The sequence below is a fragment of the Rothia sp. HMSC071F11 genome, assembly GCF_001809115.1.
Classification (GTDB): Bacteria; Actinomycetota; Actinomycetes; order Actinomycetales; family Micrococcaceae; genus Rothia; species Rothia dentocariosa.
In genome coordinates this window covers 168,730-194,885 of record NZ_KV795763.1, presented here as the reverse complement: position 1 = coordinate 194,885, position 26,156 = coordinate 168,730, and the positions used below count along the sequence as shown (strand labels likewise).

At 55.5% G+C, this 26,156-nt stretch carries 18 protein-coding genes; 14 read left to right on the top strand and 4 right to left on the bottom strand.

The genetic code is table 11. The annotated features are described in order from the left end of the window. Positions 1–10: 10 nt before the first annotated feature. Entirely contained in the window at positions 11–892 is an 882-nt protein-coding gene (locus tag HMPREF2554_RS08870) for an EamA family transporter (protein ID WP_070554818.1), read from the bottom strand. Positions 893–995: 103 nt separating this feature from the next. On the opposite strand from HMPREF2554_RS08870, the gene HMPREF2554_RS08865 reads away from it, so the two are divergent. The 6 genes from HMPREF2554_RS08865 (at position 996) to HMPREF2554_RS08840 (ending at position 8,012) form a co-directional block, all read left to right on the top strand. Then, complete coding sequence (locus HMPREF2554_RS08865; RefSeq protein ID WP_070554816.1) at positions 996–1,523, top strand: MarR family winged helix-turn-helix transcriptional regulator; 528 nt, start codon at positions 996–998, stop codon at positions 1,521–1,523. Between the two features lie 139 nt (positions 1,524–1,662). Next, positions 1,663–2,079 (top strand): SRPBCC family protein, encoded by a 417-nt coding sequence (locus HMPREF2554_RS08860; protein WP_070554814.1) that lies wholly within the window; start codon positions 1,663–1,665, stop codon positions 2,077–2,079. Then, the gene (locus HMPREF2554_RS08855) at positions 2,076–2,510 is read left to right on the top strand and encodes a MarR family winged helix-turn-helix transcriptional regulator (protein WP_070554812.1); all 435 of its coding nucleotides are present in this window, start codon (positions 2,076–2,078) and stop codon (positions 2,508–2,510) included. The genes HMPREF2554_RS08860 and HMPREF2554_RS08855 overlap by 4 nt, the downstream gene beginning before the upstream one ends. 679 nt (positions 2,511–3,189) lie before the next feature. Further along, positions 3,190–3,810, top strand: a complete 621-nt coding sequence (locus HMPREF2554_RS08850) for an FMN-dependent NADH-azoreductase (RefSeq protein ID WP_013398336.1) — start codon at positions 3,190–3,192, stop codon at positions 3,808–3,810. Between the two features lie 653 nt (positions 3,811–4,463). Next, on the top strand, positions 4,464–6,050 hold the full coding sequence (locus HMPREF2554_RS08845) for an MATE family efflux transporter (RefSeq protein WP_141744382.1): 1,587 nt from the start codon (positions 4,464–4,466) through the stop codon (positions 6,048–6,050). Positions 6,051–6,551: 501 nt separating this feature from the next. Next, a complete protein-coding gene (locus HMPREF2554_RS08840) occupies positions 6,552–8,012 on the top strand; it encodes an MATE family efflux transporter (protein ID WP_246826044.1) in 1,461 nt (486 codons plus the stop codon). A 45-nt stretch (positions 8,013–8,057) separates the two neighbouring features. Here the strand turns inward: HMPREF2554_RS08840 and nadE are convergent, their stop codons facing one another. Continuing rightward, a complete protein-coding gene (gene nadE / locus HMPREF2554_RS08835; protein WP_070554811.1) occupies positions 8,058–8,888 on the bottom strand; it encodes an ammonia-dependent NAD(+) synthetase in 831 nt (276 codons plus the stop codon). Positions 8,889–9,138: 250 nt separating this feature from the next. Between nadE and HMPREF2554_RS08830 the strand changes: the two genes are divergently transcribed. Continuing rightward, complete coding sequence (locus HMPREF2554_RS08830) at positions 9,139–9,609, top strand: DUF4870 domain-containing protein (protein ID WP_070554810.1); 471 nt, start codon at positions 9,139–9,141, stop codon at positions 9,607–9,609. A gap of 337 nt (positions 9,610–9,946) precedes the next feature. Here the strand turns inward: HMPREF2554_RS08830 and HMPREF2554_RS08825 are convergent, their stop codons facing one another. Together HMPREF2554_RS08825 and HMPREF2554_RS08820 are read right to left on the bottom strand one after the other, a co-directional pair. Then, positions 9,947–13,603, bottom strand: a complete 3,657-nt coding sequence (locus HMPREF2554_RS08825; RefSeq protein WP_070554808.1) for a S8 family peptidase — start codon at positions 13,601–13,603, stop codon at positions 9,947–9,949. A gap of 158 nt (positions 13,604–13,761) precedes the next feature. Beyond that, a complete protein-coding gene (locus HMPREF2554_RS08820; protein WP_070554807.1) occupies positions 13,762–17,703 on the bottom strand; it encodes a S8 family serine peptidase in 3,942 nt (1,313 codons plus the stop codon). Positions 17,704–18,128: 425 nt separating this feature from the next. Here HMPREF2554_RS08820 and HMPREF2554_RS08815 point away from each other — a divergent pair, with 425 nt between their 5' ends. From HMPREF2554_RS08815 to HMPREF2554_RS08785, 7 genes are all read left to right on the top strand, one after another. Beyond that, positions 18,129–18,662 (top strand): magnetosome magnetite crystal formation protein family, encoded by a 534-nt coding sequence (locus tag HMPREF2554_RS08815; RefSeq protein WP_070554912.1) that lies wholly within the window; start codon positions 18,129–18,131, stop codon positions 18,660–18,662. A 124-nt stretch (positions 18,663–18,786) separates the two neighbouring features. Then, positions 18,787–19,350, top strand: a complete 564-nt coding sequence (locus HMPREF2554_RS08810) for a DUF4870 domain-containing protein (RefSeq protein WP_070554805.1) — start codon at positions 18,787–18,789, stop codon at positions 19,348–19,350. Positions 19,351–19,406: 56 nt separating this feature from the next. Further along, on the top strand, positions 19,407–19,895 hold the full coding sequence (locus HMPREF2554_RS08805; protein WP_070554803.1) for a DUF4870 domain-containing protein: 489 nt from the start codon (positions 19,407–19,409) through the stop codon (positions 19,893–19,895). 289 nt (positions 19,896–20,184) lie between these two features. Beyond that, positions 20,185–21,471 carry an adenylosuccinate synthase gene (locus tag HMPREF2554_RS08800; RefSeq protein WP_013398350.1) on the top strand — a complete coding sequence of 429 codons (1,287 nt, stop codon included), beginning with the start codon at positions 20,185–20,187 and terminating at the stop codon, positions 21,469–21,471. Positions 21,472–21,583: 112 nt separating this feature from the next. Then, positions 21,584–22,078 carry a DUF2087 domain-containing protein gene (locus HMPREF2554_RS08795; RefSeq protein ID WP_070554801.1) on the top strand — a complete coding sequence of 165 codons (495 nt, stop codon included), beginning with the start codon at positions 21,584–21,586 and terminating at the stop codon, positions 22,076–22,078. A gap of 107 nt (positions 22,079–22,185) precedes the next feature. After that, positions 22,186–23,220: a magnesium and cobalt transport protein CorA gene (locus HMPREF2554_RS08790; RefSeq protein WP_070554799.1), complete on the top strand. Its 1,035-nt coding sequence runs from the start codon at positions 22,186–22,188 to the stop codon at positions 23,218–23,220. A gap of 262 nt (positions 23,221–23,482) precedes the next feature. Continuing rightward, positions 23,483–26,119 (top strand): HtaA domain-containing protein, encoded by a 2,637-nt coding sequence (locus tag HMPREF2554_RS08785; RefSeq protein ID WP_070554797.1) that lies wholly within the window; start codon positions 23,483–23,485, stop codon positions 26,117–26,119. The last annotated feature ends 37 nt before the right edge of the window (positions 26,120–26,156 follow it).

The following is a 26,156-nucleotide window of genomic DNA, read 5'->3' as shown; positions in this document are numbered from 1 at the left end:
GGCGGGAAAACTATTTTGTGTGAGAAAGAGCCGTTTTTCGAGCGCCCATCATGGCGCGCTGTACCCCCACTATTGAGGCCAGTACCAGCACGAAGCCAAGCATCGACAGCGGCGTCATGCTTTGCCCCAAGAAAATCCAGCCAAGGATAAATGCGGTGACTGGGCTGAGCGGGCCTAAGGATGCGACCACGGCGGGCGGCAGCTTCGAGAGCCCATGAAAATACACGCAGTAGGCGAGCGCTGTGCCCACCAGGCAGAGGAAGGCGTATCCGCCGATATTTGCGGCGGTGAGCGGTGGCAGCGGTTCCTCGGTCAGCAGGGCAATCGGTAGCAGGAATATTCCGCCCACGAGCAGCTGCCATCCCGTCATGGCGAGAGTCGAGAGAGACGATGTGCCCATGGAGGTGAAGAAAATTCCGCACGCCATGGCGACAGCCCCGGTGAGCGCCGCGAGAATGCCAATCACATCGAAGGTGGTGCTGGGGGATGCGACCAGCAGAATAATGCCGATAATGCCCATAAGTGCGGCAAGCCACGCCGATGCGGGGGTCGCTTTCTTGGCAACTGTTCGGGTGAGGACGAGGACGAAAATAGTTTGTGTTGAGCTGAGAATCGCCGCCAGTCCGCCGGGCAGGCGGTATGCAGAGACGAACAGCATTGCCTGGAATAGGCCGATATTGAGGGTGCCGAGAAGAATAATTCGGCCCAGCTCGTTCTTGCGTGGGAACTCTCGGGTGATGAGCAGTAGCAGCAACCCTGCTGGCAGCACGCGGATCAGGGCTGCGGTGAAGGGACGGTTGGGCGGCAGAAATTCGGAGGTGATGAGGTAGGTTGAGCCCCAAACCATGGGGACGAACGCCGTAATGATCAGCAAAGGCAGACGGTTTTTCATAGTTCTTCGCAGTCGGATAGATGCCTTGAGTTCAAGATAAATCCTAATCACTTTTTGTCTTGAAAGCAAGATAAAATAGTAATGAGTTGATTTTAGGAGGAATATGTCGAGCGCCCGTTCCCGCAGTATCCACCCCGATGCCGTGGACATTATTATCGATCAGTGGAAACGTGAACTCCCCGAGTTGGCTTCTGAAAATATGGCCCTGATTGGCCGTCTTAGGCGATGCTCCATCCTGCTCGCGCCGCGCCTTGACGAGGTTTTTGCTGCTTATGATCTTAGTAATGGCGCCTTTGATGTGTTGGCGACATTACGCCGCGCGGGTGCGCCCTATATTCTGACCCCGACCGAGCTTTTTGCTTCGCTCATGGTTACCTCGGGCACTATGACAACCCGTCTGCAGAAGGTGCAGAAGCGCGGGCTCATTGAGCGCATCCCTAACCCGGACGATGCCCGCAGTATGCTCGTGAAGCTGACGGCTTCCGGGCGTGAATTGGTGGAAAAAGTCGTCTTTGAACACGTGGAAAATGAGCGGCGTATTCTGGAAAAGCTGCCCACTGAGACACGCCGTCAGCTGGATGCGGGCCTCGCCGAACTGATGCGGGCGCTGGAGGATGCAAAGAAGGGCTAGGGTGGTGCCGCGTTAGGCTACCGTGCTTCATGGTTCCTCTGAGAGACGCTTTTTGATATATTAGTAAATGCATTGATAATCAATGTATTTACTAATATACGCAATGGAACATAACACTCTCGTAAGAAGGGAATACACGATGTGGAGCACCCAGCATTCTCAGATTACTGATGTCAGCATACCTGCTTTGTGGCGCACCTTTATTGCGGTGCACAGCGGCGAACTTACCCTGCCCGGCGGCGACCATTTTGAACCTGAACGGGAACTCGCAGTGGGTACGCGTATCGCAATGACTCCTGCCGGTCAGGAACAGGTCATCTCAACGGTCACCGAGTTCGTGCCTGAAAAGCGCTACGCCGACGAGACCCCGTTTAACGGTCTAATCCTGACCTTCCGTCACGAGTTTGAGCCGGTCAAGGAGGGCACACGCATTACTCACACCCTAGAAATCACAGGGGATGAGGCAGATACCCTAGGTGCACACATGGGGCCTGGTATAAGCTCTGATTTTCCCGCCCAGATGAGCGAGCTTATTAAGGCGGCACGTGCATCATGAGTGTTAGCAGGTTTGCTAACCCTGGTGCTGACAGCCCGGGGTTTGTGCTGTGGAAACTAACCCAGCGATGGCAGCGAGCGGTAGCTGATGCCCTGGAACCGCTGGGTGTTACGCAGACTCAGTTCGTGATTCTCGCCTGCGCCTACTGGCTAACTCAAAAGACCGAATCTGTACAACAGATCGATATTGCTAAAGCTGCTGGTATGGATGCACAAATGGTCTCTGACGTGCTGCGGCGCCTAGAGAAAAGCGAGCTTGTACAGCGTGTTTCAAACCCCGCGGATGGGCGGTCAAAGAATGTTCTTCTCACGGACGCGGGGCAGGATATTGCGATTCAGGCGATTCCCGCTGTCGAGCAGGTAGATGCACAATTCTTCGGTACAATGCGCTCGACAACTCTAGCGGACCTGCGGGCGGCACTTGAGAGGTAAATGGGGGCATTTCTCTCCGGGAGGAGAGTGCCTTCATGGTCTTTTGGCAGTGTGCTAGGCTGGAACCATATTTGCAAACTGGATGCCTGTTATAGGCAAGAGGAGCCGGTAGCGCTAACTGCCAGCCCCTCTCTGTGAGTAGGGTATTACCTCAGGCTCTTAAGCCAAGCTGAGATAAAGCCTACAATATGTGAAACGGCTTGAGCCGATCCATCAATCAGAATGTAGTTGATGAGGATCGCTTGAGCCGTTTCTACTATCTCGTAGAACAGCATTCCTACTGCGCTTGCGCGCCTTCCGCACGCAGATTTGGTGCCTCGCGCGCTCGGAATCTACGGTGCTCCAGCTCATCCGCCCCGAAAGTCATCACTGAATGTAAATTTGCAAACTGTACCGGTGACTCATTCCGGGAAGAAGGCACTCATAACTTTACCGCATGCTTTACGAGGAAATTTCGTGTGATTCTGGAGAATGCTTAAAAATGTGATTCTTCTATTTTTAAATTCTTTTCACGCGCACTAGGGATATTCCTAGAAGAAATATTGCGTCATAAAGCGTTATTCCATAACTTTGCCTGTACTCAGCGTTGATACCAGCGTTACACCCAATCTACGATAGAAATATCCATCCCGGATTTTTGTAAATTCTGCAATATCTTATTCAATCACCAGGAGACCCCATGCAGACCCTTATTATTAACGCCCACCCGGATCCCCAGAATAAAACTGCGTATTGCACCAACCGCCTCGTTGATTGCCTGACCAAGAAACTGCCGGATGCAACCGTGCTGAACCTCTACAATGAGGATATTCCCGAACTTACTGCCGAAACCCTGCCGCTTTACGGGTCGGTATATGATGAAAAATCGTCCCTGAGTAAGCGGGAACAGCAGATTCTTGCGCGCCGTGCTGAACTCATTGAACAGTTTAAAGCGGCTGATCGGCTGATTATCGCTATGCCCATGCACAATTTCACGGTGACTTCACGCCTGAAAGACTACCTGGATAACATTATTATGGGAGGGCAGACTTTCCAGTTTAGCGAGAATGGTCCGCAGGGTCTCATGGGCGGGCATAAGGCGCTGCTCGTGCAGTCAAGCGGCTCCGTGTACAGCACCGGTCCGCTGGCACCGTGGGAGCAATCGTACCCCTTCCTGCGGACCGCATTTGGGATGCTCGGGTTCGATTCGACCGATATTGTGCGTGCCGAAGGCACCATGGATCCAAATATTGGCCCAGACGTCGCTGTTGAGCGTGCCTGCGCCGAGCTTGAACAAAAACTGCCCGAGTTCCTTGCCTAGGCATCCAAGAATTGCTGGATGGGGAGAAATACCACAAAGTTCTAAGGTCTTGAAGCGGTGTGCTAAGCTGGAACCATATTTCATAGGATACACTCATGGCGGAGGAGCCCAGTAAGTTGGAATTACTAAGCTCCTCCTTGTGAGCAGGTTGTTACCTCAGGCTCTTACTCCAAGCTGAGATAAAGCCTACAATATGTGAAACGGCTTGAGCCGATCCATCAATCAGAATGTAGTTGATGAGGATCGCTTGAGCCGTTTCTACTATCTCGTAGAACAGCATTCCTACTCACCCCCTCTCCACCCTAAGAGTCATCACGGGGGTATATTTCATAGGATGTTCCGTGTGCTCTACCCCGGCGAAAAGGGTTATTTCAACTTTACTGTATATTTTTTGAAGAAAGTATTTTTCTTAAATACTTGTGGTCAAAAAGGGTCTTTATTCAAATAAAGAGCCTTTTTGCGTGGGAGGTTAGAGGGGGAAACAGGGGAGAGGACCGGGAGGAAAAGCAGCGGGAGGAAGGGCTTACTTCTCAACAGGAAACGGGTACAATAGAGTCCCCTGCCCGCATCCGGCATGTAGCGCTGACCGATATTACCTTGAGCCATGCCGCCCCAGAGACGGGCGCACTCCACAGACCGAGAAACGCATCTTCATGATACATAAACCTACACACGCCCTGCCCGAAAATACCGGCGCGGCAGACAAACCTAACGCAGCAGCAAAACTTGGCACAGTAGCGCCGTCCGAGGCGAACCCGCCCGTCACCGGTGCAGTTCCGGCGGTGATAGGTACCGTGCCCTCCACCACTGGTGCCATCCCGGCTGTGCCCGCACCTGATGCAGGCCCTGGGATGCCCAATATGGACGATCCCAAAAACATCTACCTGCTCAAAGATGCTCCCATTTTCAAGGCGCTTCTTTCCCTGGGTATCCCTATGGCAGCGGGTCTGGCGATCACCAGCATTTACAACGTCATTAACTCCTACTTCGTGGGGCACTACGGCACCGTCGAAGAGCTCGCCGCCACCGGATACGGCGTACCCGTCTTCGGTATTATCATGGCGATTGCGGGTGTGTTCGGTCTGGGCTCATCAACCCTGGCTTCGCGTCTGCTGGGTGAAGGCAATAAGGCACGTATTCGCAACGTAACCTCATTCGCCCTGTACTCTGCGCTTGCCTGTGGCGTGGTGGTCGCCATTGCTGGGTTCCTGTTCGCAGACCCGATTACCGGCCTGATGGGCGCTTCCGGGTCATCCTTTGAACCGACCAAAACCTTCGTGCACCTGCTCTTTTTGGGTGCGCCGTTTTCGGTCGGCCTGTTTACCCTGGAACAGCTGGTGCGTTCTGAAGGTTACGCCAAACAGTCCATGTACGGCATTATCTGGGGCGTCGTCATCAACTCAATTTTCGATGTTCTGCTGATTGCGGTCCTCGGCTGGGGTATCGCCGGTGCCGGTTGGGCGATGCTCGCCGCAAACGCCGCATCCATGGTGTACTACCTACAGTTCCTTATCCGCAAGAGTCCTAACTTTTCGTGGAAACCCAGCGATTTTGTGATCGCTGGCGACATTATTAAGCCCGTGTTCGCTGTGGGTGCCGCCGAACTGATTCAGAGTGCGAACCTGACCGTTTCTGCGCTGGTGCTCAACAATATTGCGGCAGGATACGGTGACGATTCTGTGGCCGCCTTTGGGCTGGCGATGCGCCTGAACATGGTACCCGAAATGCTGTGTATGGGTATTTGCATGGGCGGTATTCCGCTTTTCGCCTACGCCTACGGTGCCCGCAATCGAGACCGCGTGCGTTCGGCCTTGAAAACCGCCGCAATGGTATCGGTGGCAACCTCCATTATCTTCACCACCCCCGTTTTGATATTCCGTCGCCAGCTTCTTGAGCTCGTGGGTGACTCCTCGCTGGTCGCCACCGGCGAGAAAGTACTGGTCGCACTCATGCTTGCCGCCGTGTTTAATGCCGTGAGTATCGTGTTCGTCTCGTGGTTCCAGGCCGCCGGTAAAGGCTTGCCCGCCACGCTCATGACCCTGGGCATTGCCCTGCTTTTCTTCCCCGCAGTCATCTTCGGCAATATGTGGTTCGGCTTCGACGGCCTCACCTGGGCGTTCCCCTTCACCCAGATTTCGGCGTGCGTGCTGGGCGTGATCCTCTTCTTCGCAACCGGCGGTACTAAGGTGAAGGATGCGCCCGCATCGGGCACCCCCCGAGCACGGCGTGACCGAGATTAAGGTTGAGTCTGAGTAGCGGGTCTGCACTTTCTTCATTCGCACCCGTGAAAACGCTCTGACCTGAGTGTATGCCCGAAGCGTTATATAGCGGTGAATCCTGGAAACGGAATTTCACCTCTGTATAACGCTTTTGGTATATATCGGGCAAAGCAGCTCGAATAATATGCTCAAAACAGCATATAGGATTCTGCCGTGCAGCGCAGTATCAGAAGTTATTCCGTCATGGAACGACCTGCATATGCCCCACACGGGCACAGCCGTGTATGATAAGCGAGGCGGCAGCCCCGCACTCAGGGTAGAGCCAACCGGTTATATGCGTTTACCGGCATATAAGGAAAAACTTGCGGTATTGGTGCCATGTGAGGTTATTGCATGGCACGTACATATGCCGCAGGATTATTCCAGACTGGGTATATACCCTTGTCAGGCTTATATGCCTATACTCCATGCGTTCGCACGCCGCCTACGTTCAGCGACCATTACCCTATAAGGAGGTACACCGTGCCCCAAGCCGAGCATCTCGGTGTACCCGAAACACAGGTTGCCGGGGAGGCCGCATCGACAGCGAGTGCAGACGAGCTTTCCCGCGAAGTGCTTCATCAAAGCAACCTGAGTGAAGACTCCCGAAATATTTACTTCCTCAAAGATGCCCCGGTGATGCGCGCCCTGCTTGCCCTGGGTATCCCCATGGCAACCGGGCTGGCGATCACCGCCATCTACAACGTGGTAAATTCCTATTTCGTGGGGCACTTTGGCACGGTTGAAGACCTTGCCGCGCTTATCTTCGGGTTCCCGGTGGTAGGCGTCATTACCGCGCTGGCGGGGCTTTTCGGGGTGGGCGCATCCACCCTCACGGCACGATTGCTGGGTGAAGGCAACACCGCCCGCATTCCTGCCGTTACCTCTTTTGCTGTCTATGCTTCTCTAATCTTCGGCGTAGGGCTGGCGGTAGCGGGGATTTTCTTCGTCGATCCGCTCACCCGACTGATGGGTGCCGGTGGTGCCACCTATGAACCGACGCGCTGGTTCGTGACCGTGCTGCTCCTTGGCGCCCCGCCCTGGATGTGTATGTTTACCCTGGAACAGCTGGTGCGTGCCGAAGGCTATGCCAAACAATCCATGTACGGCCTGCTGTGGGGAGTACTCGCCAACCTCGTGCTGGATGTGCTGCTCATCGGCGTTTTACGTATGGGTGCGGCGGGCTCCGGTTGGGCTCTCATGGGGACAAACGTCGCCTGCATTATTTATTACATGCTGTTTTTGACCGCGAAGAGCAAGAATTTTTCGTGGTCGCTCAAGGATTTCACGCTCTCTGCCGACGTGCTTAAACCCGTGCTGTCGGTAGGTTCCTCGCAAATGGTATCGAGTCTTTTCCTCGTTGTCTCGGCCCTGGTGCTCAATAACCTGGCGGTTAAATACGGCGATGCGGCGGTCGCCTCCTTCGGCGTTTCGATCCGTTTGATTATGGTTCCGCAAACCCTGTGTACGGGTATCTGCATGGGCAGTATTCCACTTTTTGCATATACCTACGGTGCGGGGAACCGGGAGCGTCTGCGCGCCGCACTCAAGGTCGCGGTGCTGCTCTCGGTTGGAACCTCGGCGGTATTCTCGATTCCGGTTTGGGCGTTCCGCGACTGGGCGCTGTATCTTGCGGGTGGCCCCAGCATCATCACGACGGGGGATCAGGTGCTCACCGCTCTGCTTTTCTCAACCGTTTTCTACGCGCTAGTGATGCTGCTTGTTGCATGGTTCCAGGCCTGCGGTAAAGGCGTGGCGGCGGTAGTTTTGACCGCGAGCGTGGGTGTTTTCTTTTTCATCACGGTCTTCGCGGGCGATACACTTTTTGGATTTACCGGCCTCACCTGGGCGTTCCCCGTTACGCAGATGGGGTCGTGCGCGCTCGGGGTGGCGCTGTTTTGGGCGAGCGGGCGCACGCGCATCCGGCAGCTTGAAAAAGCGTGAGCACAGAATAAGCCGCCGGGCAACGAGCCTCACCCAAGGATTACGCTATTTCCACCAGGTATCGGCGATGCCTACTGGAACCGTGCGTTTATGCCGACTGCGCAGGTAGATGTTCTCCAACTTTTCGGCGACGGCGGGGTCAATATCTTTACCCTCCAGGTAGTCGTCGATCTGCGGGTAGGTGATGCCGAGTTCGTCCTCATCGGTGCGCCCGGGGATACCGTCAAGCAGGTCGGCTGTCGGCGGCTTAGCCCACAGCCGCTCGGATGCGCCCAGAACCCTCAGAAGCAGCTGATTCTGCCGCTTATTCAGCCCGGACAGCGGCAGTATATCCGCCCCTCCGTCGCCGAACTTCGTGAAGAAACCGGTCACGGATTCCGCCGCGTGGTCGGTGCCGACGACCAGCAGGGACGGGTCGCCAGCGAGCGCATACTGGGCGATCATGCGGGCACGCGCCTTGATATTTCCCTTGTTGAAGTCGCTGATGGGCGTGCCCACGGCAGCCGTGTAGGCGGTGTCGAAGCCATCGACCGCATCCGCAATATTGAAGGTGACGGTGCGGTCGGGGGCGATGAATTCGAGGGCTTTTTGTGCGTCTTCTTCGTCTACCTGCGTTTTATAGGGCAGGCGTACCGCCATGAACTGCGCCCGGTATCCTTCGGCGTTGAGTTTTTCGCTGGCGAGTTGGCAGAGCCTGCCCGCCAGTGTGGAATCGATGCCGCCGCTAATGCCGAGCACGAATCCGTGGGTGCTGGTTGCTTTCGCGTAGTCGCAGAGGAATTGTACGCGCCGCTGTATTTCCTCACGCGCCTGTTCTTCGGTCATATTGGGACGAACACCCATCTGTGCCACGATTTTTTCCTGAAGTTCACGCATATTTCTAGTGTACGCGGGCGTCGTCTTGCTGAGGGAACGAAAGATAATGCAGATACTCTAAAAATTTCATCAAATCTTTTGCTCTAAAGACCTAATTTACCGTTGTTTTTAATCCAGAAATACTACAAAGTGTCGCGGTGTATAAAACAGGCGGAACTATTTGCATTTTTGTTAGCCTAGGGTAGGTTCGCCTAATATTCGGTGAACCTCACACATCGCACCGATAGACCTCGAATGAAAGTACACTATCATGAGCCAACAGAACTTTGACCCTAATCAATATGGCCAACAGCCCGCACAGGGTATGCCTCAGCCGGTCTTGGGACAGGCAGCGGATGCGCAGGGCAAGGCAACGCTCGCGCATATATCCGTTTTTCTCACCTGGATCGCCACGCTTATTATGTGGTCGATCTATAAGGATAAGCCCGGATACGAGGTTGTTAAACGTGCCGCAGCGCGTGCCTTCAATGTCGCGATTACCATTTCGATTGCAACGATTGTGGGTATGATCATTCCCCTTATTTTGGCAGTAGTTGCTGTAGCTGGGAACAACGGTGGGCTCGCGGTTGTAGCCCTTATTCTTATCGTGGTTGTGGCAATCGTCATTGGTATATGGGGGATTGCCGGTGTCGTATGCCATATTATTGGCGCGGTGAAGGCCAACGCGGGAGAGACGGATTATAAGTACCCGCTGCCCGCCTTGAAGATCTTGAAAGATTAGTAAGACCTAGAGCATAGGCTTTCAGAGCCGATAACAATACCCCTGCAGTGAGACGCTCCTTCGATAAACCTGGAGCTTTCTACTGTGGGGGTATTGTTGTACCGTTCTGGATAATCCGCCGCATGAAACTGGTTCACAAGACTTCCCTAAAACTTCACACATAGGCACGGACAAGGCTTTATACCAGTATCGGAATATAAGAATATGCTCTCGGAACCCTTACTCTTGAGGGAGCCGAGAGCATATTCGTGATCGGTTATATACCGTGTGGACTATATACCGGAATCGGTATATGGCCAGGTCAGCGTGCTAACGCATAGTTGGCGTATTCCGCACGCTATTTCGGCAAAGACGTATCTGCCTTCGGAGAGCCCGTGGGCTCTGAGGGGCCCGGTAGCGAGCTATCCTTTGGAGATTCCGTGGGCTCCGATGGACCTGGCAGTGAGCTATCCTTTGGAGATTCCGTGGGCTCTGAGGGGCCCGGCAGTGAGCCATCCTTCGGAGATTCTGTAGGCTCTGACGGACTCGGCAGACTGCTCTGCTGCTGCTCACTCAGCGGAACCACTTGGGCGCGTTCACCGGCAGCTCCATTCTGACCGCTCAAATCGCCGGTACCGTTGTGCAGGTGCAGGAAGAGCGCCGAAGGCTTCTCTCCCTCAACGCGGTGCACCTTCCCCTCGCCGCCGTTACGGTCGGCAAAGAGCCCCGGAACACCCGCGCTCTCAGCCTCGAACCATACCTTCGGTGCGAACGGGTTGAAAGAGATCTTCTCGGTGACATCAACATAGTCGCCGCCAGCCTTCGCATTGCTCCACGTATTTGTTGAAACCGCATAGTCAATGCTTGAAGCCGTGTCAGCTGTCAAGCCCAGATCCTTGAGCGGCACGCCCAGCACCATCACGTTTGTATCCATGATGTTCGTGTCGGTATCACCCCAGGCGCCATTAAGCGGGTACCGGTTGGTTATTTCCCAGGTATCCCCATTCGCCTTCCACACCTTCACGAGTGGGTAATCCAGACCCTTTTCGGGCCCCACCTCAAGGTTGTAGTCGGGCTTACCGTCACGGTTGGTATCGAGCGTTACCTGAAGCTGACGTCCCGGGTGCATGGAATCCCAAATACCCCAGGTTGAAATACCGAAGTAGATCTTACCGTCGTTCGGATTCTGCCCGGCTGCCTTGAGCGCCGGGGCATCCGAGGCCGCACCTACATACTGCAGATCCATGCTCTGACTTGAGGGAAGATCCAAATTCTCGGTGGGGATGCGCGGGCTCGCAGCCCCCAGCTCGAAGGCTCCCATCATGGACCGATAACCGCCCTGGTTCACATCCTGCCCAGCGAGTTTGACGGTGGTTTCGGTGGCTTTACCATTCTCAAACTGAATCTCGGAGCCTTGAACCTTCATCGTAGAGATAGGCTTCGGTGCCGCATGAACGGGCAGGCGTATAAGCTCCTCCCCGTCGTCCTGGTTCGCATCCTCAAAGATTATGCGGCCGGAGACGCTCGCAATATACTGACGTTTGCCCGAGATAATAGGCTGGTACTGCCCATTAACATAGGACATGGCAGTTTGCTCTTTCTCCAGGGCGGGATCAATGGTCTTTTCCAGGAAGGGGGTGTAGGTCGAGAAGGTGATAGGAACTTTTACGGTCTCGCCCGGTTCGACGGTCACCAAAGGCGGTACCTCGGGACGTGATCCAGGGATTTCGGGACCATACTGGTACGAAAGCTCGTAGGTGTGGGCCACCGAATCCATATTCCGCACGACGATATTGCGGGTTACGGTATGGTCTTCGCCATCGAGGGGATATTCGAGAACGCCGAATGATAGGGAAACCCGCTCGGGATTTTCCTCATCGTAGACCAAAACCTTCGCGTTGACCGCCTTCTTGGCGTTCACGAAGCCAGACCCCATACGATCAACAGCATATTTATATCCTGAATTGTTGGTGATATTGGTGTCTGCGCTGTTCATGATCGCAGCCTTCACCATTGCCGGGGTATAGTCTGGATGCGCCTGCATCACCTGTGCAGCAATGCCGGAGACATGCGGTGCCGCCATTGAGGTTCCGGTGTTGTAAACCCCTTCGGTGCCCTGGCCGACTGATGCCGAAAAAATATCGACTCCTGGTGCAGCAACATCGGGTTTGATGAATCCTTCGGTGCCGTGCTGGCCGCGAGAACTCATAGAATTGAGGCCGAAGTCGAGCCTAGTAGGAATATGCGTTGCCTTCTTATAAGCCTCATTCGCTTCAACCTTGAAAGTTCCGGCCTCCACGTAGGGTTTTATGTCTGCGGCGAAGGCGGTGTTAATGCGGAACCCGGGGATTGTGGCGTTACCGCCAAATCCTTGCTGGGCAGGATAGTCCTTGAGGACGAGCAGCACGCCCGTGCCACCCGCCTGGGCAACATGATCGAAACGTTCGGCGGAAGTGCACTCGACCTTGTAGCTGTAGTCTACCTCCCAGTCGAGCATCACCCATTTACCCTTGATCTTTTCAGCTTCTTCAGGGGTGAAGGGCTTACAGCCGTCATGGTTGCGTTCGGGCGCGAGGGTTACATAGCCGGTGAGCTTATCGGCAGGTGCCTTATCGAGGGGGAAATTGAGCGAATAGTCACCATCAATAAACTTAAAGTCCCTAAAGGTGCCGTCAATAAAATCAAGGGGAATTCCGTTTTCGGGGCTGACAATTTTGAGCTGATCGGACACGCTCATAGCGCCGTTGGCGTTCGCAACCGAAATGCTGGATGCGGCGTTGGCGGGGCTGCCCGAATCCGAGTAGGTATCGCCCACGCCGTTGAACTCATTGGCGTTACCCGCCGCCGTGACGGTGAGAATACCTTGCTGCGCGAGGGCATCCACCATAGCGGAGTCGGGGTCATCAGCCGGAGAAAATTCGCTGCCAAGGGACAGGTTGATGATATTAGCGCGATCCGAGAAATCGCCGTCCTCATTGGGATCTAGAGCGCGGTCGAGCCCCTGCATCACTACGTTTGAGCTGCCCTGGCACCCGAACACGCGGATACTCAGCAGCTGCGCCTCGGGGGCGGAACCGGGACCGATCTTCATGTTCTTGAGATCGTTTTCGGTGAGTTTGGAGTAGTCGCCGCGGAAGGTACTGCCATCGGCATTCACCCCGTACCCTGCCGCGGTACCCGCCACGTGGGTGCCGTGCCCGCCGGTTCCATACCCTTCAGGACGGCAGTCGAGCGGATTGTTATCGGGCTTAGGGGTCGAACCCGCGTCGAGAGCGTTGTAGTCGTCACCCACGAGGTCGATGCCGCCAACCACCTTGGACCGGTCAATAAGCCCTGAGTCAGCATCGGGTAGGTCCGTCAGAGTTTTGGCCTTTTCGTAAGCCTCTTTCGTGCCGGGACCGCCAAAGTCGGTGTGGGTGTAGTCAATCCCGGAATCGACCACAGCGATCTTGACGCCCTTACCGGTGTACCCGGTGCTTTCAGCCCAAGCCTGCACGGCCTTAGAGTCTATATCGCTATAAGCGTTCATGCTCTTTTTCGCCACAATGGGGGTGATGCGCTCGACATCATCCCGCCCGGCAAGAGAACGGATTTTCTCAGCATTGCCGTGCAGGGCTACACCGCGCATCGTATTGTGCACGGTATAACGTATTTCTGCATCGGAATCCTGAGCCGCTTGGCGAGCCTGATTCTCGACTTGATCCTTGATAGAGGTGGCCTCACCCTGCTTCTTAACGGGTTCCTGTTTATTGTGCAGAACTTCGTCGGGCTGGGTCTGCTCGTAGGCACCCTGACCCTTGAATTTAACGAAGACGAGCACATCTCCCTCCGCCTTTTTCATGGTGGGGGAGAGCGCATCTGAATTCTGCGGTGCGGGGTTTGCGACATACTGCCCGTTTTCGTTGGTACCGCCCGGGTTTATGTCTGCGCTGGCAGGTGTGCCAAGCGCTAACAGAATACTTGTCGCGGCGGCAAGGCACCCTAAGGCGCCTCGTCTGCGATGATTCGGAGGCATATCATACTCCTTGATCCTTTGAAGGTAACAATGTACAGATGATGCGGAGTGAATATGTGTTAACCCTCGTAAGAAGCGGGGATACGCCCGAAAAGGTAGGATTTTCCCACCTTCTCGGGCGAAAATCCGCTGCTCGCGGGGTGGATTAGGGGAAGGGACTAGCCCTCAGCCTTGAGCACGCCCTGGTTGTAGCGGTACAGGAATGCCGCCATAGCATCGCGGTGGATAGGCTCCAGCGGGCGGTAGGTTTGATCCGGCCACCCGGTCGTCACCTTCTGCGCGGCAAGCCACTCGATCTCGCGGTAGAACATGCTGTTCGGGGCAACATCCTTAAACGTGGGTTTATCCGGTGCCGTGAAGGCCGGGCTGCCTGCATACCGGTAGAAGAACGCCGCCATTGCATCGCGGTTAACCGCATCCTGCGGGCGGAAGGTTCCATCCGCATACCCCGTCGTCAGCCGCTGCGCCGCAAACCACTCAATCTCCTTGTAGAACTGGTCGCCGGGAGCCACATCCTTGAACGTGGGCGTGCTCGGCGCGGTGAACTGCGGCGAACCCGCCAGGCGGTAGAAGTACGCCGCCATGGCGGCACGACTCGTATTCTCGGCGGGACGGAACGAACCATCCGGGTAGCCAGTCGTGATACGCCGCTGCGCCAGCCAGGCGATCTCGGTGTAGAACATATCGCCCTCCTTCACATCCGTGAAGCGTGGGGCAGAAGGGGTCTCTGTGCTCTGCTCGCTCACCGGAAGCACCTGGGCGCGCTCGCCGCTTGCACCCTGGGAACCCGAAAGGTCCCCGGTGCCGTTGTGCAGGTGCAGGAAGAGAGCCTTAGCCGAACCCGCATCCGAGGCGCGGTGCAGCGTCAGCTCGGTGGCGGGGGCATCCGCGAAAAGTCCGGGAATGCTCGACTCGGTACCGCTGAACCACACCTTCGGGGCGAAGGGGCTGTAGGTAATCCAGTCGGTCTGGCTGACGTTTTCCCACTCGTACTGAGTGATGGACTCAACACTGTAGCGAATCTGCGGGGCGTTCTCAGCCGTCAAACCCAGATCCTTCAGGGGCACGCTCATGATGAGTGTGTTTGTGTCCATCATGTTCGTATCGGTATCGCCCCAGGCGCCGTTAAGCGGATAGTAGGCGAGCTGCTCCAAAGACCCGTTCTTGTAGCCCATCAGGCGCACGATCGGGAAGTCCAACCCTGCGGAACGGTCAGTTTTGAGCACATAATCGGCGCGGTTATTGCCGTCTGTATCGATATTAACCGTGAAGGTGTTTTCCTCAGAGATCACATCCCAGTTCCTCCACGTGCTGATGCCGAAGGAAAGCGTACCTTCGTTCGGGTCTTTGCCTGCTTCCTTGAGCGCGGGCGCGTTCGAGGCCGCACCCACATGCTGCAGGTTCGCCTTCATATCGCTGCTGACCCACAGGTTGCTCGGGTTAACACGATTCACCGATGCGCCCCACTCGAAGGCTCCCAGCAGGGAACGGTATCCGCCCTGGTTCAGCTCAGTGCCCTCTAACGTGACTCGCGTCTGGGAGGAGCCAGCGGGAACCTGAACGTTGTTGCCCGCAACCTTCATGGTCGAAACCGGTTTGGGTGCCGCATGCAGGGGAACGCGCAGGGTTTGGTCGCCTTCGGTCAGCTTAATACGCCCGGATTCGGAGGCGATAAACTGCCGTGCCTGTTCGGGAACCATGGTCTTACCCGTGTTCAGGTCGATGGAGGACTGGGTCTTTTCCATCGCCGGGTCCATAGTTTTCTCCAAGCGTGCAGGGTCAATCGTGACCTTCACCTGGAAATTCTTCTTCTCACCCGGCTGCACCGTAATGCTGGAAGGCATCGAGAATTCAACACCAGGCATATCGGTGCTTCCCGCATAGGAAATCGAGTAGGTGTGCGCCTTGGAATCGAAATTCTCGACCGTCATCTCGCGGGTGAGCGACTGCTGACCGGCATCTGCCGCATATTCCAGCACGCCGAAAGTCTGCGAGACCTGCTCAGGACGGTCCGCGTTGTACAGAAGCACGCGGGTATCGACGGCAGCCTTCGCATCAATGCGCCCCGAACCCACGCGATCCACCGCGTAGGTATGCCCGTCGGCATCGTGCAGGTCATGGTCTGCGCTGTTCATCATCGCCGCCTTGATCTGAATCGGCGAATAATCCTGATGAGCCTGCAATACCTGCGCCGCCACACCGGAGGCAAAGGGCGCAGACATCGACGTACCCGTGTACTGAATCGAGCCCGTTCCGGTACCCACGGCGGCAGAGGAAATATTATTCCCCGGCGCGGCGAGATCGGGCTTCGTGTACCCGTATGAGCCGTGGAACCCGCGTGCGCTTGAGGTTGTCAGCTCATCAAATTTACCGCTCTGAACGCGCAGACCACCCTTGAGGTCTTCGCCCAGGCGAATCTCTAAGGTGCCAGCCTGCGCGGCCTCGCGAACCTTATCGGATGCGCTCTTCGTCACCCTGAAGCCCGGAATAGTTTCGTTCCCGGCGATCCCCAGTTCGGCGCGCTCTTCCTGGGAGGAAAGGACGACACCCTTAGCGCCAGCTTTCTCCGCATTGTCGAAACGGACTTTCGAGCCGCACGAAATAGTACCGTCTTCGTTCGCCCACTCGATAAAGACCCACCGATCCTTGATTTTGGCGGCGTCTTCGGCGCTGAACGCTTCACACCCGAACTTATTCGATGCGGATGCCGCAACGACTTGACCCCGCAGGGCCTCTTCGGAGGCTTTCGAATAGTTGTAGTCCACCGAATAGTCGCCCGGAACCTTCCCGGCAATCTGGCTGGGTGCAAGAATCTGCGCCGCATCCATGGCGTAGGTTGAACCCACCGAGTTCGCCACCGTCAGCGCCGAAATGGCGTTCGCGGGCTGGCCAGAGTCCGAGTAGGTATCGCCTACACCGTTGTATCCAGTCGCGTTACCCGCCGAGACAACAGCGAGCACACCCTGGCGGAACAGCGTTTCGACGGCGTAGGATTCCGGGTCATCTTCGGGCGAGAACTCGCCGCCAAGAGACATGTTCACCACCTGCGCGCGGTCGGAAAAATCGCCGTCGCCGTTGGGGTCGAGCACCTTATCGAGAGCCTGACCCACCAGGTTGGTGGCACCGCTGCACCCGAAGACGCGGAAGCTGTACAGCTGGGCATCCGGTGCAGAACCGGGACCGATCTTCATCTCGCCCAGTTTCTCAGGTGTCAGCGTGGAATAGTCGCCGCGGAAGGTCTTGCCCTGCGCATCCACACCCCAACCTGCCGCGGTACCCGCCACGTGGGTGCCGTGACCGCCGCTGATGCAGTCGATCGGGTTGTTATCGGGCACCGCCGTGTTCAGTCCGTTATAGTCGTCACCGGCAAGATCGTACCCGCCTAAGAACTTCGCGGGGTCGTAGAGACCGGACGATGCTTCCGGCATATTGGTGAGTTTCGTGGCCTCATCAAAGGCTTCTTTCGTGCCGGGCCCGCCGAAGTCGGCGTGTGTGTAATCAATGCCCGAATCGATTACCGCAATCTTGATGCCCTTGCCGGTATACCCGGTGTTTTGTCGCGCCCAATTCTCGGCGGCCCCGGTATCGACGACAGAACCCGCATTTTGACGGTATTTCGGCACGATCGGGCTAATGCGCTCAACATCCGGGCGGGATGCGAGATCACGAATCGCCTGGGCATCGCCCATGAGCGCCACGCCCGGCATCACGTTATGGGTGGTGTATAGAACTTTCGCGTGCGATTCTCCTGCTACGGACTGCGCCTGTGACTCTACGCGGGTCTTGATCGCCTGCACCTGTGCCTGAGCGTTCACGGGTGCCTGCCTGTTCTGCAGAACCGCCCGCGGCTGGGTCTGCTCATAGGCACCTTGACCCTTGAACTTGACGTAGACCGGTATGGTGCCTTGCGCCTTTAGCATGCTGGGGGAGAGTACCTGCTGCTGCGTGTGCTGTTGTGAGGTTCTCAGGTCTGGGTCTTGCCCTCTCAACGGTGTCTCTGCTGCGTTGAGTGGTACCGCCGTGGAGGCGATAAGACCGAGCCCCAGAACCGCCGATAACCCGATGCGGGTGCACGCCCGCCAGGTGTTGGTGGATGCCATGATGCTCCTTGTGTTTGATAGTGTCGAACCCGAGTCAGCACTTTTGGTAACTATGGTTCGGTGTGATATGCGAGCGCATCGCGTTTTAAAAAACGATGTGTCTTGCACTATCAATTCTAAGAAGTTTTACTCTAGAGTTTTATCAAGGACACTAAAAATATTTATAAAATTTATACATAAATGTAAATTCTTTACTTCTATAGTTTATATATTCCCTCAAAACATCCGGTATTCGTGCCACAAAAATCTACCGTATAAATATGGTGCGCGCTATGATAAAAAGACCAAAAACACCGAATAAAAACCTTGTCGAAGCTGAGTTGCTCGTATCGTCGAGCACGGTAAGGATGCTGTGCCCGGCTCGCATGGAAGTCTGCATCAGACCCGACGGGGTGGGGCAGCAGCCTCAAGAATGGAATATTGTCATGAGTCAGCCAAATTTTGATCCCAACCACAACCCTTATCAGCAGAACCCGCAGCCTAATCAGGGTCAGCACCAACAGCCGTACCCACCGGGGCAGCCTATATATGTGACTCAACAAACCAACGATGTCAGCACGGTCGCCCTGTGGGGGCATCTTTCCGGGCTTTTAGGTGGGTTTATTATTCCGCTCGTTATCTGGGCTATCTACAAAGATAAACCCGGGTACGAACTGGCACGCCGCGCCGCCGCGCGGGCCTTCAATTTTGGGCTGACGGGATACCTTATTGTTCTTATCACCCTGCTGAGCGGGTTTGTCTATATTTTTACGATGGTCGTACCCGGTATGGCATCGACTAACGATCCGAGCACCGCTGTTTCCAGTGCCATGGGGATGTTCGCACCCATAACCCTCATGGTTCTGATAAGCTGCGTCGTCCAGATTATGATGATTATTTTCCAGATTATCGCCGCGGTTAAATCAAACTCTGGTGAAGACTATAAGTACCCTCTGCCCACCTTGCCTATCCTGCGATAGTACCGAGACGGCGGGTGCATCGGGCAGGGTTTTACCTCAATCCTTACCGAAGACAGAGGCGAGGTAAAACTCGTACACGAAACCACGAAACACAGAGACGACAACACACAGAACGGGTGAAAACATGAGCCAGTCAAACCCAAATTTTGACCCCAACCAAGACCCTTATCAGCAGAATCCGCAGCCTAACCAGGGCCAGCAGCCATACCCGCCGGGATACAACCCACAGCAGCCGAACCAAGGCTACCCACAACCGGGCTACGGGCAGCCGGTCTATGTGATACAGCAGCCCACCGACGTTAACAACATGGCGATGCTCGCGCATCTTTCCGGGATTGCAGGATTCTTAATTCCGTTGATCTTCTGGGCGGTTTACAAAGACAAGCCCGGCTATGAGCGAGTACGCAGCGCCGCCGCACGAGCCTTCAACCTGGGTGTGACCCTAGTGATCACTATTTTCAGTTCATTCCTGCTGCTGGTTCTGCTGATGATAATATCCCTCATCATAGGGGCGCAAAGCCAATCCGGCGAACCATTTATGCTGTTCTTTGCGATGTTTCCCATACTGTGGCTTCTGATCGCGGGCTTGGGCGTTACCGCTGTCGTGTTCCACATTATCGGGGCGGTTAAAGCAAATTCCGGTGAGGACTATAAATATCCTCTCCCCACGATTCCCATGTTGCGTTAAGGTAGGCGGCATATACTGTAAAACACAGCCCAACACGCTGCATTGAGGAGGTTCTTATGACCTACGACCCTAACTACAACAACGGACAGCCGAACTACCAGAATCAGCCCGGTTATAACCAACAGCCGGGTCCGGGGTACAGCCAGCAACGGCCAGAATATAACCACCAAGGTATTACCCCGGACGCAAAAAACATGGCGATATTCGCGCACCTCTCATCGCTTCTCGCCATGCTGCTGTCGCTGAACACGCTGAGCTTCATAGCCCCGCTCATCTTCTGGCTCATCTACAAAGACAAGCCCGGCTACGAATTCACCAAAGAATCATCGCGCCGCGCCTTCAATTTCAACTTCTCCATGTGGGTTATTAACACCGCCGCATTCCTCCTGATGGTTATCACCTTCTTCATCCTGTCTCCGATATGGTTTTTGGTGGTATCAGTCACCGGCATACTCATGATTATCTTCCACATCTTAGGTGCTATCGCGGCTAATCGCGGTGAAATGTACGACTACCCCATGACCTTCATCAAGATTCTCAAATAAGAAGGTTCATGCGGTACCTGGGGCATATACCCGGGCATAATTCATGGATGCGCGCTCGCGGCAGGTTGCCCCGGGCGTGCATCTTGTATGCTGGCCTTCCAAAGCGGCTTTTACCGCCGAATCACGGGGTTTACGCCGCAGAGACTCACGGAAAAATGTGTTGCAACCGCTAAATAATAGATGCACCATCACGGGGTCGCGTTATGATTAACAAATGTGTGCCTAAGAGGGTTGAAGAACCCGCGCACGGCCGCCGAAACGGCGGGGAGTACATCCTAGAGGAGCAAGAATGTCAGCTGTTGTGATCGTGGGCGCCCAGTGGGGCGATGAAGGTAAAGGTAAGGCAACCGACCTGCTTGGACCCCGCGCGGACTATGTGGTCAAGCCGAACGGCGGCAACAACGCTGGGCATACCGTGGTGGTGAACGGCCAAAAATTTGAGCTTAAGCTGCTTCCCGCCGGCATTCTGAGCGAGAACGCAACCCCCGTGATCGGCAACGGCGTGGTGGTAAACCCGGAGGCACTTTTCTCTGAGATTGAGGGTCTGCAGGCGCGCGGCGCCGACACCTCTAAACTCAAAATCTCGGCAAATGCTCACCTGGTGGCACCGTACCACCAGACGATGGATAAGGTCACCGAACGTTTCTTGGGGAAGCGCGCGATCGGCACGACCGGGCGCGGTATTGGGCCTGCCTATATGGATAAGGTAGGGCGCCTGGGTATTCGCATGCAGGATATTTTGGATGAGTCGATTCTGCGGCAGAAGGTTGAAGGCGCGCTGCGGCAGAAAAACCAGCTGCTCGTGAAGGTCTATAACCGCCGCCATGTTGAGGTAGACGAAATCGTGGACTATTTCATGTCTTACGCCGAGCGGCTCAAACCCATGATTGTTGATACTACTCAGCTGCTCAATAAGGCGCTTGATGAGGGTAAAACTCTGCTCATGGAGGGCGGCCAGGCGACCTTCCTCGACGTCGATCACGGTACCTACCCGTTCGTGACCTCCTCGAACCCGACCGCCGGGGGCGCCTGCGTGGGATCGGGTGTTGGCCCCACCCGCATTTCCCGCGTGATTGGTATTCAAAAGGCGTACACCACCCGCGTGGGCGCCGGTCCGTTCCCCACCGAACTCTTCGATAAGATGGGTGATTTTCTGCGCACCACCGGCGGTGAGTTCGGCGTGAACACGGGGCGTCCGCGCCGATGCGGCTGGTACGATGCGGTGCTTGCGCGCCAGGCGGTGCGCATCAACGGGTTTACCGACCTGTTTATTACCAAGCTGGATGTGCTCACCGGACTTGAGAAGGTTCCCGTATGCGTGGCGTATGAGGTGGACGGCGTGCGCTTTGACGAAATACCGATGACGCAGACCGATTTTCACCATGCGAAGCCGATTTACGAGTACTTCGACGGCTGGAACGAGAGCATTTCGGATGCGAAAACCCTGGACGAGCTGCCCGAGAACGCCCGCAAGTATGTGCATAAGCTTGAAGAACTTTCCGGCTGCCGCATCTCGGCAATCGGCGTAGGACCCGACCGCGACCAGACTATTGTGGTCCGCGATTTGATGGATTAGGTTCTTTCCCGCTCCCTCCCAGAAAAAGGCTCTTTATTCCAATAAAGCGGCGTTTTTAATGCTTTATTGGAATAAAGAGCCTTTTTACGTTGTAGGAATGATGCAGAATTAAATGATGGATAATGTGCAAGATATTTTGCCGGTGATAGCTGCACTGGCGAATGATGAATCCCGAGAAATATATGCCAAGGTTATCGTGCAGGATGTGCCGAAAACGCCTAACTATCGTGATCGTAAACTGTTGGCGCGGCTTGAAGCAGTCAGGCTCATTGAGAAGTCAGAGGATGGGCTTTGGCAGGCTACCGAGGTATTCTCTGACTACTTGAGTCGTTTGAAATCCGCGAAAAACCAGGTAACAGATGATGTTGAGCGGTTTTTAGTCAAGGGACGAGTGCATACCTGGCCCTCACGCGCGCAGGATAAGGATGCTCTTTTGCGTTGGATTCTTCAAAAGAGTATTCCAGCCTCCGAGCAGTGTTCGGAGCGTGAGATGAACGAGCGCATCAGGCAGTACACGGATGACCCTGCTTTGGTGCGTCGCTACGGCGTGGATCACGGAATACTTGAACGGGACCCCGCAACTCAGATCTACCGGCGCATTCGATAAATCCCCTGCATAAAAAGAGCCTTTATTTGAATAAAGCGGCGAAAAATACTCTTTATTCGAATAAAGGCTCTTTTTAGCACCTGGGGGCCTACCCCTACACTTAACCTATGTCGTATGTAACCGGTGCTATTTATCCGCTGCAGGACCGCATCCGTATGGGGGTTACCCAATCCGAGGCGCTTGATGCTTACCGTGAGGGCGGCGCAAGCGTGGCGCTCGGCTACATGACCCCGAACGCGCGGGAGCTGCGCGAGCTTCAGCAAACCTTTAACCTGCACGAACTTGCGCTCGAAGACGCCTCGCACGGGCATCAGCGTGCCAAACTTGAAAGCTACGAAGGCTCCCTGTTTGCGGTGGTACGTCCCGCGATTTACTTGGATGCCGAAGAAGAGGTGCGTCTAGGCGAGATGCACATGTTCTTGGGGCGTGATTACCTGCTGAGCATCGTGAACGACCAGATACATCCGCAGCAGGCAGTGTATGAACTCTTCAACCTGATCTACGCCACTCCGGACGGCTCGCCCATACGCCTGCTGCACCGCATCATCGACCAGACGGTAGACGGTTACATGCCGGTGCTCGAAGGGCTTGAAAACGACGGCGATGAAATTGAGGATGCGCTTTTCCAAGAAACCGGCGCTGGCGACCGCACACTGTCACGCCGCACCTATGAACTACTCAACCAGGTTGCTGATTTTCAGCGTGCCTGCAAACCGCTCGATATGATGCTCGCGCGCATCATGCAGCAGATTCGTGACGGCGTACTTGATATCAGCCCCTATACGGGTGCTACCGCAACCGAAATCGCGCAGGAAAAGGATGAGCTGCAACGGCAGTTCCGCAATATTCAGGATCACGTGGTGCAGGTTAAGGAGCGCCTAGAGGATCTGCGCACATCCCTACAGAACACGCTCACGGTGCACGATACGATTGTGGCGCAGCAGCAAAACGAAGATATGAAGCGTATTTCGGCGGGTGCCGCAATCCTGGTGGTGCCCACAATTATTGGGTCTATCTACGGTATGAACTTTGAGAATATGCCCGAGCTGAAGTGGACCTACGGATACCCGGCGTCGCTCGTGCTCATGGTGGTGGCGTGTGTGGCGGTGTATCTCTTCTTTAAGAAGCGTGGCTGGTTCTAGCCGTAATATTACGTATTTTAGAAGAGCATATTAAAAAGATTCTCACGGTATTTAGCGTTAGAAATACCGAATAAAATCTAGAGTTTTTCGGTGGTCTGCATGTCGTCGTTAGCTCTCTATTGCAGCGAAGTGAGGGCATTGTAGTGTATGAACACTTTGTAGCGACAACTCCTCACAGAGTGGTGTTAAGCTCTTTTGTATTAAGGGTAGCATGTTGCTACATTAAGGGTGTCCTAACTCAATAGATCAACGAGGATTACACATGTCTTTCACGTTTGCATCGCGCCAGCGCACCCTCAGACGCATCTGCGCACTCACTCTCGCAGGCACAATGCTCTTGCCCGTAGCTCCGCTTTTGGCCGTAAACGCTCACGCCGATTCCGGTGTAGCGGTAGCCGCCGAACAGAACCAGAGCACCGGAAATATCACCTGGGGCATCAAAACCTCATTCCGCAACTACATCGGCGAACCGTACAAGGTCAGCGAAGGCGCAAGCTACAACTCCACCGACCTGTTCACCTTCCCCAACCAGGAAGCCAAAGTTTCCGAAGACGGCAACCAAGTTTCACTTCAGGGCTCCGGCAAAGTTCAATATATCTCGCACTGCGCCGACCGCAATAAACCCGAAGAATGCTCGCTGAACCTGACGCTCTCAAACCCGCGCATCGAAGTGGATGCGGCACAGGGCACCGGCATGCTCTACATGGTTGTGCGCACCAAGAATTACACCTCCGGGCAGTGGGAAGGACCCCACGAAATCCCGATGGCGAAGCTCTCGCTCAAAACCGCTCAGCAGAGTGAAAAAGACGGCATTGTCACCTGGAACAATGTTGCTGCCAACCTCACCGCCGAGGGAAATCACGCATTCTCGAACTTCTACGAGGACGGTGTGGGGCTGGACGCTCTTACTTTCTCGTATTCCGGTACTCAGGCGAAAGATGCCCAAAACAGCGGCTATAAACTGGGCGAGAGCCTGAACTCGGGTACCGATATTAATAATCCGCAAAATACCGTGCGCGCGGGCTCTTATCTTTTCTACGCGGCCGGTAAAAGCTTCGGCGGCGGGGCGGATGCACGCTACGCGGTCATCGACCCAAAGACTTTGCAGCAGACCGAGTCTGCAACCCTGCCGATGGGTTCCAGCGCGCACTTTGCCGCCAACCCCGCCACCGGCGATATCGTGTTTGTGAACGCGAATACTCGCGCCTTGGAACGCTACCGGGTAGATGAATCCGGCAAGCTCGTATCTCAGGGGACCTTCGCGGGTGTCACCTTCAGCGAATCCGAAAATATTCTGGCGCTCGGTTACAACGAAGCGACCAACAGCTGGGCTGTGCTCACCGCCGATAGCAGCGGGCAAGCGCGGTACGTCAACGTCGCATCCGACGGCACGGTGAAAGCGCAAACCGTCAAATCTCCGCTGGATTTTGACCCCTCGGTGGCACACGCCGATGACCTGAGCGAATATTATGGCGACGTTTTCACCGGAAGCACCCGCACGCTTGCGCCGCTGCCCGACGGCTCGTTCCTATACAGCCCCAATAAATCTGTGTACAACGAAGAGGGCAACAAGATTCAGAACGGTCAGCTGCTTCACCTGAGTGCTCAGGGTATTTCGGTGGTTGAGCAAACCCAGCCCAAAGATGCGGAAGAGGCACCCAGCCTCAACGGCCTGCTCACCACTCCAGACGGATACGTCTACCGGTGGAATAACTACGCCGCAAGCGCCAGTGCCGTGCAGGTTCTCAAGTACGATGGTTCTTCCTTCACAACGGTGCGCGAAAGCTCCACCGCGCCGCACGGTATGGGGGCGATCGCCTCGTTCTTCACCGCTGGCGACAAGATTGTGGCGGTCGATTCCGCAAACGGCCGTCTGGTCTGGATGTCAAAGACCCTCGAATTCGATCACGATGTGCCGCTCTCTGACTTGCGTTCGACCGATAAGAGCGGGTCGTACAACGCGCTTGAGCTGCCGAACGGGGATATTATCTTCCCCACGATGGTTGAGAAGAATGACGGCCTGGAATCTAACCTGTGGCTCAACCGCCTGGTGAATACCGCCAAGACACCGGCACCCGAACAGCCGAAACCTGCTGATCCGACCCCGGAACCCACCCCTGAGCCGACGCAACCCGCGCCCGAGCCCAGCAAACCGGCTGAAACACCGACTCCCGAGCCGTCGGAAAGCTCCGAGGCACCAGCGCCTGAGCCTACCAAACCCGCTGACCCTGCTCCAACCCATGAACCGAGTAAACCGGCGGACCCGGCCCCGACGACCCCAGCACCGGAACCGTCGAAACCTGCCGAGCCGGAGCCCAGCAAGCCAGCCGACCCTGAGCCGAGTAAACCGGCAGAGCCCGTTCAGTCGTTCTCCGATGTGCATGAAGGCGATATGTTCTACCGCGAGATTACCTGGCTTGCCGGGCAGAACATCACGACCGGCTGGGTCGATGGTACGTTCCGCCCGCACGAAAGCATCGAACGTGAGGCTATTGCGGCGTTCTTCTACCGTATGTCCGGCTCGCCTGAGGTACAGCTGCCGAAGGAATCTCCCTTTACCGACGTGAAGGAAGGCGATCCCTTCTACAAGGAAATCGTCTGGTTCCAGCAGCAGGGTATTACAACCGGCTGGCCTGATAAGACCTTCCGCCCGCACGATCCCGTCAGCCGCGAGGCTATGGCGGCATTCTTCTACCGGTACTCTGGGAAACCGCCGGTTGAAGTGCAGAATGCGCCCTTCAAGGATGTTCCCGAACAGAACATGTTCTACCGTGAAATTGCTTGGCTGCATGACAGCAAGATTACGACCGGTTGGGGTGATGGAACGTTCCGTCCCCACGAGAGCATCAGTCGTGAGGCTATGGCGGCGTTCCTGTACCGTTACGCACACCGTGGCTAATCCGTAACCGTGCTGGCTCTCCGCGCACCGCATCGTT